We start from the raw sequence: 15,276 nt of genomic DNA, 5'->3' as shown, positions 1-15,276 counted from the left end.
CGACATATTCGGTCATCGGCACGTAACTCGCGGCATGTGCCTGGGACAACACTAGCAGCCGTGCGGCAAAACGGGGGGGTTAAGCCCGGTTTTGCGGCACATCCATACCAGAAATGACCAGCAACACCCCGGATGTTCACGACACATCCTCTGACACTCAGGCGAGCAGAAATTCCCGTCTGCTGGCAGAATCGCCCTTTGTTCGTCTTCACAATGCTCGTCGAGCCAGGAATTCCCCATGCAAATGACCACCGCCCTCTTGATCGTCAACCCGTGCGACGACGAAGAAGACAACATGGCCATGCTCTGCTGCCACAGCGATCAGGGCGACATGTTCCTGATGACCCGCTACCCGGACGAGGACGCGCTGGACATCACCCTCGACGGCGAGCCTTCGACGCTGGACGGCGTGAAAGTCACCCTCAGCTCTACCCGCCTGCTAATCGAAATCGCCGCCGCTGACGCCGATGCGCTCAATGGTGATGATTCGCTGGAAATCATTCACAGCACTGATGCAAGTGATCTGGCGGAAGTGGAAGAAACGTTGCAGAACATTCTCAAGGGTACTGGCACCTATATCAGCGAACTTTGATGGTGTCTGAGCGTGCGCCTTCGCGGGCAAGCCTCGCTCCTACAGTACCGAGGCGGTCGCGATATTGCGTCTGAACCAATACTTGTAGGAGCGAGGCTTGCCCGCGAAGGCGTCCGAAAGAACACCGCAATACCCCGTCCCTACAAATCTCCAACAATTTCGCCCGCCTATTCCCGCACTTTGCACAAAATGCCGTTAGTCGCCGCCCCCTGCGATGGATTAAAGTAACGCCCCCAGCCCTGGCGTTATTCGAACGTCTTCGGTCACCCTTTCCAGGAACAGTCATCGATGGAACATCGTGAAGCGCTGCTAGCGCTGCGAACCTTTCTTTCAACGCAGATTCTCGGCCAGGAAAAACTCATCGAGCGCTTGCTCATCGCCTTGCTCGCCGACGGCCACATGCTGGTCGAGGGCGCTCCGGGCCTGGCCAAGACCAAGGCCATCAAAGAACTTGCCGAAGGCATCGAAGCACAGTTCCATCGCATCCAGTTCACCCCCGACCTGCTGCCCGCCGACATCACCGGTACGGAAATCTATCGCCCGGAAACCGGCAGTTTCGTGTTCCAGCAAGGCCCGATCTTCCACAATCTGGTGCTGGCGGACGAAATCAACCGCGCCCCTGCCAAGGTTCAATCCGCCCTGCTCGAAGCCATGGGCGAACGCCAGGTCAGCGTCGGGCGCAGTACTTACGAGCTGTCGCCGCTGTTTCTGGTGATGGCCACGCAAAACCCGATCGAGCAGGAAGGCACCTATCCACTGCCCGAAGCGCAGCTCGACCGCTTTCTGATGCACGTAAAAATTGGCTTCCCTGACGCCGCCGTCGAACGGCGGATCCTGCAACAGGCCCGGGGCGAAGCGTTGAACGGCGAAACCAAACCCGAGCGCCGGGTCAGTCAGCAGGCGATCTTTGCCGCGCGCAAGGAAATCCTCGGCTTGTACATGGCCGACGCCGTGGAGGAATACCTGGTGCAACTGGTCATGGCCACGCGCACCCCGGCCAAGTTCGACCCAGAGATGGCCGAGTGGATCGCCTACGGCGCCAGCCCGCGTGGCTCGATTGCCCTCGACCGTTGCGCCCGGGCCCATGCCTGGCTGGCGGGTCGCGACTTCGTCAGCCCGGAAGACATTCAAGCGGTGCTGTTCGATGTGCTGCGTCACCGCATCATTCTTTCCTTTGAAGCCGAAGCCGCGGGCATCGACCAGGACCGGGTGGTCCAGCGGATTCTCGACGTCGTAGCCGTCGCTTGACCCCGATGAACGCCATCCTGCCGCCCGAGCCGGGCATCCGTGTCAGCCTCGCCGAGCTGATCGAGATGCGCCATCGCGTGCGTGAAGTGCAACTGTTTTCCACACCGAGCCAGCGCAGCCCGCTGATTGGCCTGCACCATTCCAAACTGCGCGGACGCGGGGTGGATTTCGATCAGGTACGGGTCTATCAGGCCGGCGACGACGTGCGAAGCATCGACTGGCGCGTCACCGCCCGCACCCAGGAACCCCATACCAAGCTGTTCCATGAAGAGCGCGAGCGGCCGATTTTTATCATGGTCGAGCAAAGTCGCCGGCTGTTTTTCGGCTCGGGGCTGATGTTCAAATCAGTGCTCGCTGCGCAGGCCGCGAGCCTGATTGGCTGGGCCGCACTGGGTCATAACGATCGGGTCGGCGGACTGGTATTCGGCAACAATGAGCACTATGAAATCAAGCCACGACGCAGCAAACAGAGCCTGCTGCAGTTTCTCAACCGTATGGTGCGGGTCAATCAGTCTCTGCACACGGAAAGCGAGCCGGACCGGGACGCCTTCAACATTGCCCTGCGTCGGGCCCGGGAAGTACTGCGTCCCGGCAGTCTGGTGATCGTGATCTGCGACGAACGCACCCTGACGGAGGGCGCCGAACAACAGTTGAGCCTGTTGTCGCGGCATTGCGATCTGTTGCTGCTGCCGGTGTCCGATCCACTGGATCACGCCCTGCCCGCCGCCGGGCTTTTACGCTTCGCCGAACGCGGGGCGCAACTGGAACTCGACACCCTCAATTTCGAGCTGCGCCAGACCTATCGCGCCCAGGCCGAAGCGCGCATCGCTCGCTGGGAACTGCTGGCGCAGAAGCTGCGGGTTTTGCTGATGCCCTTGAGCACGCAGAGTGAGATGGTCGAGCAACTGCGCGAGTACCTGAACCCACAGAAACCGGGGAAAGGTCGATGAGCAGCCTCGATCAACTGCAACCACTGATCTCCCCGCCACCGATCGAATTCTGGCCACCGGCACCGGGCTGGTGGCTGTTGCTGTTGTTACTGCCACTCATTGGTTTCGGTCTGTGGAAGGCCAGGCGCTTCTTTACGAACAAACACCCAATCGTGCGCGCCGAACAACCGCTGGACCCGGTGCGCCTCGCCGCGCTGGCCGAACTGGCACGGATGCCCAAACCCTACGACGGCGCTCCGGCCGGCGCCTGGTTGCAGCAACTCAACGGTTTGCTCAAACGCCTGTGCCGCAACCACTATCCCTACAGCCAGAGCCACACCCTCAATGGTCGCAAATGGCTGGCATTCCTCGACAATCGCTGCCCGGCCGCCGGTCTGACCCGCTGGATGGTGCTGGTCGAAGGCGCCTACAAACCCGAATGCAAACTCGACGACAAGGCCATCGCCGGCCTGACCCAAGCCGTCGACACCTGGATTCGTAAACATGTTTGAGTTCGCCTGGCCGTGGATCTTTGCCCTGCTGCCGCTGCCCTGGCTGATGCGCGTCGTGCTGCCGGTCGCCGACAGTGGCGAGCCGGCGCTCAAAGTCAGCTTCCTCAGTGACCTCGAAGGCCTCGCCCGCCGCCGCGCCCGGGCCAACCTGCCGGCCTGGCGTCAACAAGCGCCTTTCATTCTGCTGTGGCTGTTGTTACTGATCGCCGCTGGGCGCCCGCAATGGCTCGGCGAACCGCTGCCGATTGCCGCCAGCGGTCGCGATCTGCTGGTGGCGGTCGACGTGTCCGGCTCCATGGATTTTCCCGACATGCAATGGCAGGGCGAAGACGTCAGTCGACTCACACTGGTTCAACACTTGCTCGGTGACTTCCTCGAAAGTCGTGAGGGCGATCGCGTCGGGCTGATCCTGTTCGGCAGCCGGGCGTATCTGCAAGCACCGCTGACGTTCGATCGGCACACGGTGCGCGTGTGGCTCGACGAAGCGCGGATCGGCATCGCCGGCAAGAACACCGCCATCGGCGATGCTATCGGCCTGGCCCTCAAACGCCTGCGCCAGCGCCCGGCACAAAGCCGCGTACTGATTCTGGTCACTGACGGCGCCAACAATGGTGGTGAAATCGACCCGCTCACGGCGGCGCGCCTGGCGGCTAATGAAGGCGTAAAAATCTACCCGATCGGTATCGGCGCCGATCCGGAGCAAAGCGGCACGTTGGGTTTCCTGGGGGTCAACCCGAGCCTCGACCTCGATGAAGCCTCCTTGAAGGCGATCGCCGAAGCCACGGGCGGCCAGTATTTTCGCGCCCACGATGACAAGGAACTGCAAGCGATCAAAGGCACCCTCGACAAACTGGAACCCGTGACCCAACAACCGACTCAGGCTCGCCCGGCACAAGCGCTGTACCACTGGCCTTTGGCGATGGCGTTACTGTTGAGCATGCTGCTGGTGGTTCGCGAGCGCTGGCCGGACAACCCGTTGCGGCGACTGTTCACCAAGGATCTTCTGCAAACGCAATTGCCCGACTGGCGCCAGCGGCTTAAACGCCTGCGTCTGCGGAGACGCCGATGAGTGCGCTTTGGCCGTACTGGTTCCGCCCCTGGTGGCTGCTGTTGTTGCCGTTGCTCGGCTGGTTGATCTGGCAACTCTGGCATCGACAGAAGCGCGCCGGGCGCTGGCAGATGATTTTGCCACCGGCCTTCCATGCGGCGTTGCTCAGTGGTGGCAGCGGTCGCGACAGCAAATTGCCGTGGGTCATCCTTGGCTGTGCCTGGGTGTTGACCGTTCTGGCGCTGCTCGGGCCGAGCTGGGAGCGTGTCGAGCAATCCAGTCAGAAACCCGCCGACCCGCTGGTCGTGGTACTTGAGCTGACCCCGGAAATGCTCGCCACTGACGCGCCACCCAACCGGCTTGAACAGGCCCGGCGCAAGCTGTTCGACCTGCTGCAGAGTCGCAGCGACGCCCAGACCGCGATCGTCGTCTACGCCGGCAGCGCTCACACGTTGGTGCCGCTGTCGGATGACCTGTCGACCAGCCGCAATCTATTGGATGCTCTCAAGCCTTCGCTGATGCCCGAGGCGGGCCATCGCGCCGATCTGGCGGTGGCCAAGGCCCTTGAGCTGCTGGATCAGGGCGCCCTCGGCGACGGCCGGATCCTGTTGATCGGTTCAACCTTGACCGAACAGGAACGTCAAGGGATCCGGCAGGTGCTGGACGGTAAATCGACGCAATTTCTGATGCTCGGTGTTGGCACTGCCGAAGGGGCGCCGATCACCCAGGAAGATGGCAGCTTTCTCAAGGACGACCAGGGCGCAATTTTGGTGCCACATTTGGACGAGCCCGGCCTGAAAACCTTTGCCAATGACCTGGACGGACGCTATCGCCATGCACGCCTGGACGATGCCGACCTGCGCGCCCTCGGCTTGCTCGAGGGCCCAAGCACGCTGCGCAACGACGGCCACACCCTGCGTCTCGACACGTGGGCCGATCAGGGTTACTGGCTGTTGCTGCCGCTGTTGCTGCTGGCCGCCTGCGCCGGCCGTCGCGGCTGGCTGTTCTGCCTGCCACTGCTATTGCTGGTGCCACAACCAAGTTATGCCTTCGACTTCGAAGATTTGTGGCTGCGACCCGACCAACAGGGTTTGCTCTTGCTCAGGCAGAAACACTCGGCCGAGGCTGCGCAGCATTTCGACGATCGACAATGGCAAGGTATAGCGCTCTACGAAGCCGGCGACTACAACGGCGCCGCCCAGCGGTTCGCCGAAGGCAACGACGCCCACGCCCACTACAATCGTGGCAACGCCCTGGCCAAAAGCGGTGAACTGGAAGCAGCGCTGGATGCCTACGAACAGGCGCTGGAGCGTCAACCGGATTTGCGTCCGGCGCAGACCAACAAGGCGCTGGTGGAAAAACTGCTCAAGCAGAAAAACACACCGCCGCCGGTTGATCCGGACAAAAACGCCGGCAACGAGACCGAGCCCCCCACACAAGAAACGCCGCCCGGCGCGGCCACGCGACCGTCAGATAATAGCGAACCAAAAACCGACGCCCAGCAGACCACGCCGGACTCCGAGCAACCGAACAAAACGCCACCGAAACCCGGCACCAATGAAGTTCCGGGTAGCGAGTTGGGAGACGAACAAAGCACCAGACCACCGTTGCGCCCCGCCAGCGACAGCATCGATGGTGAACAGCGCCAGGCGCTGGAGCAATGGCTGCGCAAGATCCCGGACGACCCGGGTGAATTGCTCAGGCGCAAATTCTGGTACGAACAGCAACAACATCAGGATCAGGGAAAAACTCGATGACCCGCTTCACCGCCTTCTTGCTCGCACTGCTGCCCGCCCTGTTGCTCTGCACCGTTCAGGCACAGGCAGCAGGGCTGGTCGCCAGTGTGGATCGCAGTCGCCTGAACACCGGCGAGACGATTGAGCTGACGCTGGAAACCAACGACGTGACGCAGTTCGGCAAGCCTGATCTGGCACCGCTGGAGCCGCTGTTCGAAGTGCGCGGCACCCGTCAGGTCAACCAACTGACCACCCTGAACGGCGACAACCGTGCGACCACCCGCTGGATCGTCACCCTGCTGCCGCGGCAGAACGGCAGCGTGGTGATTCCTTCACTGCAACTGGGTGACGTACAGAGCCAGCCAATCACCGTGCAAGTGGTCGAGACCGAAACCCAGGACAGCCCGAACAAACGGCCCCCGGTGTTCATCGACGCCAGCCTCGATCAAAACAGCGTGTACGTGCAAGCCCAGGCGATCCTGACCTTGCGCATCTACCATTCGGTGTCGCTGTACGACGACAGCAGCCTGCCCCCCTTGCAGATCCCCGATGTGCGCATCGAACAACTGGGCGAGGCGCGTACCTACGAGAAAGACATCAATGGTCTGCGCCACGGCGTGATCGAAATGCGTTACGCGATCTACCCGCAACACAGCGGTGAGCTGATCATTCCAGCGCAGATATTCAATGCCGCACTCGTGGACGCGCAGCCCGCCCAGGACGCCGCTACCCAGGCACCGAAGTCTGGCAAACTGATGCGGGTCAGCTCCTCAGAGCTTCTGCTGACGGTCAAGGCCAAACCCATCACGTACCCGGCCGACAGGCCATGGCTGCCGGCCCGTAGCCTCAGCCTGAGCGAAAGCTGGAACCCGGAACCGGATCATGCGCAGGTGGGTGACTCTTTGACCCGCAGCCTGACAGTGAAGGCTGAAGGCTTGGCCAGTTCGCAATTGCCACCACTGCCCGCCACCGACGTCAACGGCTTGCGGCGCTACCCGGATCAACCGGTGCTGGGCAACCAGAACAGCGAGCGAGGCCTGGTCGGCAGTCGTGAAGACCGTGAAGCCCTGGTGCCGACGCGTAGCGGCGCAATCGAGTTGCCAGCGGTTGAAGTAGTCTGGTGGAACACCTTCGAGGACCACCTGGAACACAGCAGCCTGCCGGCCCGAACCTTGCCAGTGGCGAACAATCCGAGCCTGATGGTCGACACCCCGGCCGGCACGCCTCAAGTCCTTTCCGCTGCCGGCAACGAAGCCCTCCGGTGGTGGAAATTCAGCACGCTGATCCTGGCCTGCACCACCCTGCTGGGCTTCGGTCTCTGGTGGCGCGCCCGCTGGCAACCGGCGATCCTGCGCGCGGCGCAGACCGGACCGAGCCCGCGCACCGTGCTCGACGACCTCAAGCGTGCCTGTCAGGCCAACGATTCCCACGCCACCCGCCAGGCCCTCGACGCCTGGGCCCGGCAACAACCGGAAACCCTGGCCGATATGGCGGCGCGTTTTGTACCGCTGTCCGACGCCCTCGACGGCTTGAACGGCGCGCTCTACAGCGAAACCGGCCAGCATTGGCAAGGTGACGATCTGTGGCGGGCGATCAAGGCGATTCCGATTGCCGAGCGGGTTCAGGACCCGGTGGGCGACAGCGGGTTGCCGCCGCTTTATCCGAAGTAACTGTCAGAAAAGGTCGCCATCCCGGCTGCGATTCTGCTTCACGGACATGTCCTACAACGGATATCGAATCGACTGACTTCGCCAACTCGTTGATTCACGCAAAGTCCTGTGCCTTAAAAACACAGGGATGCGCGGATGTTCTCTACGGCGAACGAAGTTGTTTTCACACTCGACATTGCAGGGTTTTCCTACGACCTTCACGTCCTCGAATTCCGTGCCAGGGAAGCGCTTAACCAGCCCTACGAAGTCAAACTCGAACTGGTCAGCGAGCGCCCCGATCTAGATCTCGAGTCGCTGCTGCATCGCCCGGCATTTCTGACGTTCGGCCCTGACAATTCCGGCCTTCATGGCCATGTCTATCGAGTCGCCCAAGGTGACTCGGGCAAACGCCTGACCCACTATCAAATCACCCTGGCACCCCGCCTCGCCTATCTCGCGCATCGCCACAACCAACGTATTTTTCAGCACCTGAGCGTGCCGCAGATCATCGTCAAAGTACTGGCCGACCACGGAATCCAAGCGGATACCTGGCGTTTCCAACTCAACGCAGAGTACCGGCCACGACTCTACTGCGTTCAATACACCGAGTCAGACCTGCACTTCATTCAACGGCTGTGCGAGGAAGAAGGTCTGCACTTTCATTTTCAGCACAGTGCCTCAGGGCATGTGTTGGTGTTCGGCGATGATCAGACGGTTTTCCCGAAACCCAAGTTCCCGACGGCGTATGCCCAGGGCAGCGGCATGGTCGCCGAAACCTCTGTAATTTATCGCTTCCAGATAAGCTTGGAAACCCGCACCACCCACGTCAGCCGCCGGGATTACGACTTCGAAAAACCGCGCCTGCAACTGGATAGCGAGAGCAAGAGCCCGCAACTGCCCCATCTGGAGGACTACGCCTTCCCAGGGCTTTTCACTGAGCGTGATCGCGGTAAACATCTGGCCAAGCGAACGCTGGAGCGCCATCGCGCCGATTACCGGCAAGCCCATGGGCGCAGCGATCAGAGCGTCATGCGCAGCGGCCATTTCATCGACCTGACCGAACACCCGCGTCGCGCCTGGAATGGCTACGAGTTGCCGCTGGTTGGGCAAATGACCGCTATGGCAGCGTGCTGATCCCGCGAGTCGGCATGGAAGTGCTGGTGGGCTTCAGCGAGGGCGATCCTGACAAACCCTTCGTACATGGCTGTTTGCCGAATGCGGCGACACCCGTGCCACTGGATCTGCCCGCTCAGCATACGCAAAGCATTTTGCGCAGCCAGAGCAGCCCCGGCGGTGGCGGTTACAACGAGTTGCGCATCGAGGACAGAGCAGGCTCAGAGGAAATAGCCCTGCGTGCCCAGCGCGATTTCGTCCAGCTCGTGCTCAACGACGAACGCATTCAGGTCGACAACCAACGCACCGTCGTGGTTGGCGGCATTGCCAGCCACGACCTGCGCAGCGAAGAACACCACCTCACCCACGGCAACCGCCTGACGGAACTAAAACAGGACGATCATCTGTTGGTTCACGGCGACCGCCACGTCCGAACGACCAATCACCTGCTCAATGCCACCCAGCAAATTCACCTGAGCGCCGGGCAGCAAGTCGTCATCGATGGCGGAGCGCGCCTGGCAGTCCAGGCTGGCGGTCACTGGCTGACGCTGGGGCCGGAAGGCATTTTCAGCAGTGTGCCGATTCTAGTGGGCGGCGCCCCGACCGTGGGTCTACCCGCCGAGCCTCTGATGCCGGGAGCCTTGCCCCTGCTGAAAGTGACGTTCGATGCGATCCAGCAACGCCATGCGTTGATTTCAACCCGCGCTTCTCGCTGCCTGATATGCGAGGCCGCTCAAGCATGAAGCTTTTGACCTCATTGCCTGAAGACCTGCCCTGGAGCGAGCAACAGGCTTTCCTGTTGCTGGACGGTGCGACCTTGAGTGATTTGCCGGAGCGCTTGAAACAACTGAGTCCCGGCGCCACCACCGTCGCGCTATATGACTGTGCGCCGTTCACTGCGCTGCGGGATATCTCACCGCTGTTGGTGGCCGTTCAACAACCTGACGAGCCACTCGTTCAGTTTTATCTGGAGCACGCACACGAGGAATCGAGCGTGCTGTTGTTCAGCCCGGACTCGGCGCACGCCGTCGCTCAGCACTTGCGCAAACTGCTGACGGTTGAGTTGCCAGAGGGATTGCCGGTCTTGCTGCGCCTGGCAGACGCCGCCGTGGCGCGAATCCTGTTCGGTAGCGGCGATCAGCGATTGTTTGGGCCTCTGTCCTGTGTGGTAACCGCCGACGGTGTCGAGGTTAATTGGCAACAGCACCAACCCCGGCTGGCCGAGTGCCCTGAATTGCTAACGCCCTACCGCCTGAGCGCTGAACAGAATTCGGCGCTGGACCATGCTGATCGGCGCCGCGTACTGCTCGAACTTGACGCTCATCTGCTCACGCACTTCCCCGAACGCCATGGCAGCGAAACCGTGACCGAACGCTGGCCAATGCTCGAGCAACTGGAGGCTGAGGCGAGCACGCTGGGTTTGAGCAGCCAGTCCGAATTGTTTTATTACGCCAACGTCATGGCCTCGCTGGATGGCTCATCACTCGATCAGCACCCGCACATCAACCGATTGCTGCATACGCCGTCGCTGCAATCCCCCGGCGAGCGCGTTGCGCTGGCCGCTGACCTCGCCCACCAGTGGGCCAGCCAACGAGGCCACCCATGACTTCACCCGCCAACCTCGCCGCAGCGGCGGCATCCAAATCTCCCATCGGCTCTCTGGGTGCCTGCCCTTTGCGGCAAACCCATGTGCAGTTGTTGCCCTTGCGTTATGGGCTGGTGGAAAAGCCCCTCGACCCGAGTGCCGAACTGAAGCTGCCGTATGCCCTGACGACCCGCCCGCTGGGCATCCGTTTGCTGCGCGATGGCTGGTTGTACGTCATCGACAGCGTGACTGGCCACCTGCACGAGTATCAGGTCCTCAACGGACTGGTCAGCGCCTTGCTGCACAAGGGCGCCAAGGTCGATAGTGATCAGCGCACGCCCATCGAAGAGCGTCCTGCACTGGTGTTTTCAAGACGCAGCACCTTGCATGTGACCTTCGCCGAAGTGCAATGGACGGCGGCCAAATGCACGCAAGTGCTCGACAGCTCCAACGAACGCGAACACTTCATGCAGGCCGTCGATCTCGGCCCGGTGCATTGCCAAACCGGTGGCGAGCATCTGCTGACGGTCGCGCAAGGCAAACAGTGGCTGGCGGAGATTGCGACCGTTCCGACCCAGCAGGCACAAGTCGCAAAAGACGGCGCCGACTTGGAAGCCGAGTCGCCACCGGACGCCGTTCTATTGCCGACGGTGCACGTCCGCGATGCCCCCGCGCACGAACGTGAACTCTATTTGTGGGAGCAGCCGCGGCGCTTTCGCGAGGCGCACATCGGCGAGTTTCTCGGGCGGGTGCGCCCGGCTTATCAGGACGACACCCTGTTCCTTGTGGTGCACGACGACCTCGGCGTGCTGCGCGATCTGGCTGACTATCAGGACACCGTGGTCGGCTGGGTCGACGACTGGAGCAATACCGACCACAACGAGCGCGATTACTTGCTGGCCTGTTACATCGAATCCTTGAGCCGGCTCAGTCCCGGGGATATCGGCAATCTGGTCGACGCCAGCGACGATCCGCGAGTCCAAGCGCTTTTTGACGATCTGGAACAGTTGCCCGAACCGGATCGGGAGCACACCCGCAAAGCCTTGCTGGATTACCTGAACAAGGGCGGCAAGACCGAGGCGCTCGACGCTCCCGTGCCTGCGGAGTTGGAGCAATTGCGCAAAGAAGCCCATGCCGAAGCGTTCAAATTCGCCAAGTACCAGGGCGCCACACCTGACTTCACCGCCCATAGCCGCGCCAGTGACGAGGCAGACCGCCGTTACTACGCTCGCCAACATTTCAAGGTCGCCCCCAACGATTTCGTCGAACGTCACCTCGATACCTTGATAAAACTTGGCCAAGAGCAAAACAAACGCATCATCGATGTGCTCGAAGGTTCCAGCTTCAGTGGCAAACGCGGGGTCAACGATTTCATCGACCGGCCGGCCATGGACAGCGCACTGTTTCAGCATCGCGACGACCTTGGCCGCTGGAACCGATTGCTGGAGCGCATTACCGCTGACCGCACCATGTTGGTGGGTGCCGGTCGCTTCCATCACTCGGCCTGGTATTACGACGCGCAGGATCAACAGCAACTCCACCAAGCGTTCACCGCCGAATACGCCTGTCTCAAGGACATCTGCCGCAGTGACCACGCCAGCGAAAAAATGCTGGGCTATCTGGAAAAACATCCGGAACTGACCCGGCCACTGTTCTACACCTTGCCCCTGCGTCTTCAGCCGGAACGGGCCGCGCAATACGCCACGTTGTTCAACGCCGGCATGGGGGTGTTCAACAACCTGCCGCACTGGCTGGGCGAGCTGCAGAAAATCGAACAAGCGCACCTGCCGGCCCTCGACGAACTGCCCGAGCACACCCGCGCCGTCGCGGACGCGGCCCAGCACAGTCTCAGCCCGGCGCTGAACCTGGGCCTGAGCCGGGCGCTGGAAGGGTTCGATCTGACGAGGGAGAAGATCCCCGACCTCGACGAACTGTTCCGGCGCCTGCCCAAGGCCTTGTCGGGGCGGCTACTCGATGCGGCGAAAACCACCGGCGTGACCTTTACTGTCGCCAGCCCGGCAGAACACGCGGCGTTGCAAACCAACCTCAAGGAACTGCTCAGGGAGCGCGACTACCTGAAAACCCTGACCCGTGAACGTAACCAGCTCACCCACAACAAAAACCGCCAGGGGCACAAGACGCCACGGGCGGTGGAGTTGCAGGGCGAGATCGTGCGGGTGCGCGGGCAGTTGACGCAACTCGAAGGTCGGCTGGCGGGGGCGCTGAGCCCGATTGCCGAGCTGCCGGATCAGTCGGCGCGCCTGTACGGCGCGACGCCGGCTCGGGCGGGGGTGACGCTGGTGTTTCCGCCGGCGCAGCAGTTGGAGGTGCGGAGTGTGTTGAAGGACATTCGGTTGGGGGTTCAAGGCGTGCCGAATGGGAAGTTGATTCGGAGCGAGGGGATGGGGTTGTTGGTGTTTTTGGTGCAGGGGGTGAATTTGGTAGGGGTAGCTAGGGAAACGTTTAGCCAGTCACGGGATCACCGTAAGTTGGCGCCGTTGATCAACTCGGCCCTTTCTACGGGTGCAGCTGGATTCACGGCTGCACAGAGCCTGGCTGATACGGCCTTGAAGGCGCGTAGTACACAGCTAGTTGCCGGACTTCAACACCACGCCTTGCAGAATGTGCATGTGCAGATGGGGAAGATGCATGTTGGACTGGGTTTCTTTACTTACCTTTTTGGTTTTGCATCATCACTGTCCAGCCTCAATTCCCAACAGCAGAAATGGCAGCAGGCGACGCGTACCGGAGATCGCTCGGCACAAACTAGTGCGGCGTTTGCCACCCTGGGTGCAGGCGGCATGACGGTTGCTAATGCCTATGGCTTGGGTCACACCTTGCACGCGGGGTATACCGTAGCGATTGCCAGAAACGCTGCAGCAAGAACGGCTGCTTGGGCCGCGGCTGGTACCCGTTTGTCCACCGTGTTCTTCCGGTTCAATCTGGCCGGTGCCCTGTTCACCATTTTGGAGTTGGGCGGAACCTGGCTGTACAACCGTTACAACATCAGTGCCCATGATAGATGGCTGAAAACCACACCCTGGAGCTTGGACACCGATCATCGCGGCGACCATGCCCTGGATGAATATCAGCGTTATCTGGCCTATTTGCTGAACGCCCCGTATACGCAACTGGGTCCGAACGAGCATGATTCGTGGCTGAAAAACTTGCTGCTAAAAGCCAAACCCAGCGACATTCACTTGGTGCTGCCAAGGCTCAAGCTCAGCGATTTCCAGCCACCGTTGAGTGGACAACCGGCTCATCGCCTGGGGATCGGCGCCCACCGCATTGCCATTCCTCTCCACAGCCGTGGCACGCCGAGAGAGCGCAAGGACGTTATCAGCGATGAAATCACAGCCAGCCTGCGCATCGTACAAACAGGACCCGATCGGCTGGTGCTGTGCCTGCAATATCCCGTGGATCCTGACAGCGAATTTACCCCGGCTTCCGAAACACTGGAGCTGGCCGTCTGTATTCAGACCTTGAACGCCAAGGGGGTGTGGGAATCGCTGACTGACGTTATTCACCTCAACCCGCGCGGTAAGGGTCATTTCCCTGCGTTACCTCGTCAATCCGTTACCGAGCATCCACCGTTGTTGCTGGTTGAAACCCATCTGCTGGAGCTGGCCGACCATGCCCACCAAGATTGATAGCTCCCTGCCTGCACCGCACCTTGAGCAATCCCGCAAAGCCGGCGATGTCGAGCCGTTTCCCAGCGGAAGGATCACCTATCTCGCGCCGTTGCCATTGCCGACACCGCTGCCGCCGCATGGCCCGCATATCGGGGAACTAAATGATGTGTACATGGACTTCGGGGTGGGTTCGCCTCAAGTGTTTATGTGGCAGATAACATTGGGTGGGCCATTCAGCGGTGCCTTTATGATTGCATTCATTTTCCCGCCAATGATTGGCTGCCTCGGTCTCATGTTCGGATATGACCTTGCATACACATGGGAGTTTGTCGTTGACTTTTTTTTTGCCATATCCGAATACGCCATATTAGGAGGGGTTTCTAGCTTATTAATCGGCCTCGCCGTCTGGCACCACAACCATAAAAAACGTCTCCAAATCATCCCCACCCGCTTCAACCGCCAACGCCGCGAAGTCTGCTTCATGCCTGAAGACGCCACCGATCCCGTCTTCGTCCCTTGGGAATCCCTCTCAGCCTGGGTAATCGAAGCCCAGGGCGCCACCCAATACGGCATCCACCGCCAATACGGCATGGGCATCGGTTGCCAGCACGGCGAGACCCTGACCAGCGTCGAATTTCCCTGCTTCGGTCTTTCCCTGGCCATCAGCCACTGGGAAGCCATCCGCGGCTACATGGAATACGAAATCCACGACCTCAAATCCATCCAGGACCCGCTAGACCTGCAAGGCCCCGACGACCCGCCCCACGAAGGCTTGCACACCTTCCACAACGCCCGTGCGCGTATGCATCAGCAAATCCGCGACGGCCAACGTGGTCGAGTGTCCGGTTTCTTCTGGTACCTGTACCACGTGATGAGCCTATGGACGATTCCCAACCACCTGACCGAATGGGAAGTCCGCCGCCTCCAGAAAATGGCCCCGCACGCCTTACCCGAAGTGATGCGCCAATGGTCCGAGCCGTTGCCGAAGGAACAATGGGCGAAACCGAGTGAAGAACTGCTGCGTCTTAGCGAACAGGTCCGACAGCTGCACAAACGCCAACCTCGCCGACCGATTACCGAGATTTTTGCTGAAGTACAGCAATTGAATCCGACCGGCAAACGTCGCGCATGATGGGTGCATACATGCAGACCTTGAACACCAACGGTGCATGGGTTTCTCGCAATCGTGTCATTCGCATCAACCCCCGGGTTGCCGCCGCTCTATCCAAAAT

The 15,276-nt window shown here is 61.0% G+C and carries 10 protein-coding genes and 1 pseudogene; all 11 read left to right on the top strand.

Annotated elements, in window-relative coordinates; all coding sequences use genetic code 11:
• Nucleotides 1–238: 238 nt before the first annotated feature.
• Nucleotides 239–592, top strand: a complete 354-nt coding sequence (locus ACYZT3_RS13825) for a hypothetical protein (protein WP_282379542.1) — start codon at nucleotides 239–241, stop codon at nucleotides 590–592.
• 288 nt (nucleotides 593–880) lie between these two features.
• The gene (locus tag ACYZT3_RS13820) at nucleotides 881–1,840 is read left to right on the top strand and encodes an AAA family ATPase (protein WP_008150800.1); all 960 of its coding nucleotides are present in this window, start codon (nucleotides 881–883) and stop codon (nucleotides 1,838–1,840) included.
• Nucleotides 1,841–1,845: 5 nt separating this feature from the next.
• Nucleotides 1,846–2,790 (top strand): DUF58 domain-containing protein, encoded by a 945-nt coding sequence (locus tag ACYZT3_RS13815; RefSeq protein ID WP_282379561.1) that lies wholly within the window; start codon nucleotides 1,846–1,848, stop codon nucleotides 2,788–2,790.
• Nucleotides 2,787–3,281, top strand: coding sequence for a DUF4381 domain-containing protein (locus tag ACYZT3_RS13810; RefSeq protein ID WP_282379563.1), 495 nt, complete (start codon nucleotides 2,787–2,789; stop codon nucleotides 3,279–3,281). Before ACYZT3_RS13815 ends, ACYZT3_RS13810 begins: the two co-directional genes overlap by 4 nt.
• On the top strand, nucleotides 3,274–4,350 hold the full coding sequence (locus ACYZT3_RS13805; RefSeq protein ID WP_462032295.1) for a vWA domain-containing protein: 1,077 nt from the start codon (nucleotides 3,274–3,276) through the stop codon (nucleotides 4,348–4,350). The genes ACYZT3_RS13810 and ACYZT3_RS13805 overlap by 8 nt, the downstream gene beginning before the upstream one ends.
• Nucleotides 4,347–6,086, top strand: coding sequence for a tetratricopeptide repeat protein (locus ACYZT3_RS13800; protein ID WP_462032294.1), 1,740 nt, complete (start codon nucleotides 4,347–4,349; stop codon nucleotides 6,084–6,086). Before ACYZT3_RS13805 ends, ACYZT3_RS13800 begins: the two co-directional genes overlap by 4 nt.
• Nucleotides 6,083–7,735, top strand: coding sequence for a BatD family protein (locus tag ACYZT3_RS13795; RefSeq protein WP_462032293.1), 1,653 nt, complete (start codon nucleotides 6,083–6,085; stop codon nucleotides 7,733–7,735). The genes ACYZT3_RS13800 and ACYZT3_RS13795 overlap by 4 nt, the downstream gene beginning before the upstream one ends.
• Before the next feature lie 135 nt (nucleotides 7,736–7,870).
• Nucleotides 7,871–9,570 (top strand): annotated as a pseudogene (gene tssI / locus ACYZT3_RS13790) (type VI secretion system tip protein TssI/VgrG).
• Nucleotides 9,567–10,433, top strand: coding sequence for a DUF4123 domain-containing protein (locus ACYZT3_RS13785; RefSeq protein WP_462032292.1), 867 nt, complete (start codon nucleotides 9,567–9,569; stop codon nucleotides 10,431–10,433). Before tssI ends, ACYZT3_RS13785 begins: the two are co-directional and overlap by 4 nt.
• Nucleotides 10,430–14,062 carry a toxin VasX gene (locus ACYZT3_RS13780; RefSeq protein ID WP_462032291.1) on the top strand — a complete coding sequence of 1,211 codons (3,633 nt, stop codon included), beginning with the start codon at nucleotides 10,430–10,432 and terminating at the stop codon, nucleotides 14,060–14,062. The genes ACYZT3_RS13785 and ACYZT3_RS13780 overlap by 4 nt, the downstream gene beginning before the upstream one ends.
• 463 nt (nucleotides 14,063–14,525) lie before the next feature.
• Nucleotides 14,526–15,176: a hypothetical protein gene (locus ACYZT3_RS13775; RefSeq protein WP_462032290.1), complete on the top strand. Its 651-nt coding sequence runs from the start codon at nucleotides 14,526–14,528 to the stop codon at nucleotides 15,174–15,176.
• Nucleotides 15,177–15,276 lie beyond the last annotated feature (100 nt).

Source organism: Pseudomonas sp. MDT1-16 (assembly GCF_054898115.1).
This window is presented reverse-complemented; position numbering and strand designations above follow the sequence as displayed.

Bases quoted from the DNA above. Each gene is read 5' to 3' on its own strand.
- ACYZT3_RS13785 (WP_462032292.1), top strand. From the start codon at position 9,567: ATGAAGCTTTTGACCTCATTGCCTGAAGACCTGCCCTGGAGCGAGCAA.
- ACYZT3_RS13810 (WP_282379563.1), top strand. From the start codon at position 2,787: ATGAGCAGCCTCGATCAACTGCAACCACTGATCTCCCCGCCACCGATC.
- ACYZT3_RS13795 (WP_462032293.1), top strand. From the start codon at position 6,083: ATGACCCGCTTCACCGCCTTCTTGCTCGCACTGCTGCCCGCCCTGTTG.
- ACYZT3_RS13800 (WP_462032294.1), top strand. From the start codon at position 4,347: ATGAGTGCGCTTTGGCCGTACTGGTTCCGCCCCTGGTGGCTGCTGTTG.
- ACYZT3_RS13815 (WP_282379561.1), top strand. From the start codon at position 1,846: ATGAACGCCATCCTGCCGCCCGAGCCGGGCATCCGTGTCAGCCTCGCC.
- ACYZT3_RS13780 (WP_462032291.1), top strand. From the start codon at position 10,430: ATGACTTCACCCGCCAACCTCGCCGCAGCGGCGGCATCCAAATCTCCC.
- ACYZT3_RS13805 (WP_462032295.1), top strand. From the start codon at position 3,274: ATGTTTGAGTTCGCCTGGCCGTGGATCTTTGCCCTGCTGCCGCTGCCC.
- ACYZT3_RS13775 (WP_462032290.1), top strand. From the start codon at position 14,526: ATGCCTGAAGACGCCACCGATCCCGTCTTCGTCCCTTGGGAATCCCTC.
- ACYZT3_RS13820 (WP_008150800.1), top strand. From the start codon at position 881: ATGGAACATCGTGAAGCGCTGCTAGCGCTGCGAACCTTTCTTTCAACG.
- ACYZT3_RS13825 (WP_282379542.1), top strand. From the start codon at position 239: ATGCAAATGACCACCGCCCTCTTGATCGTCAACCCGTGCGACGACGAA.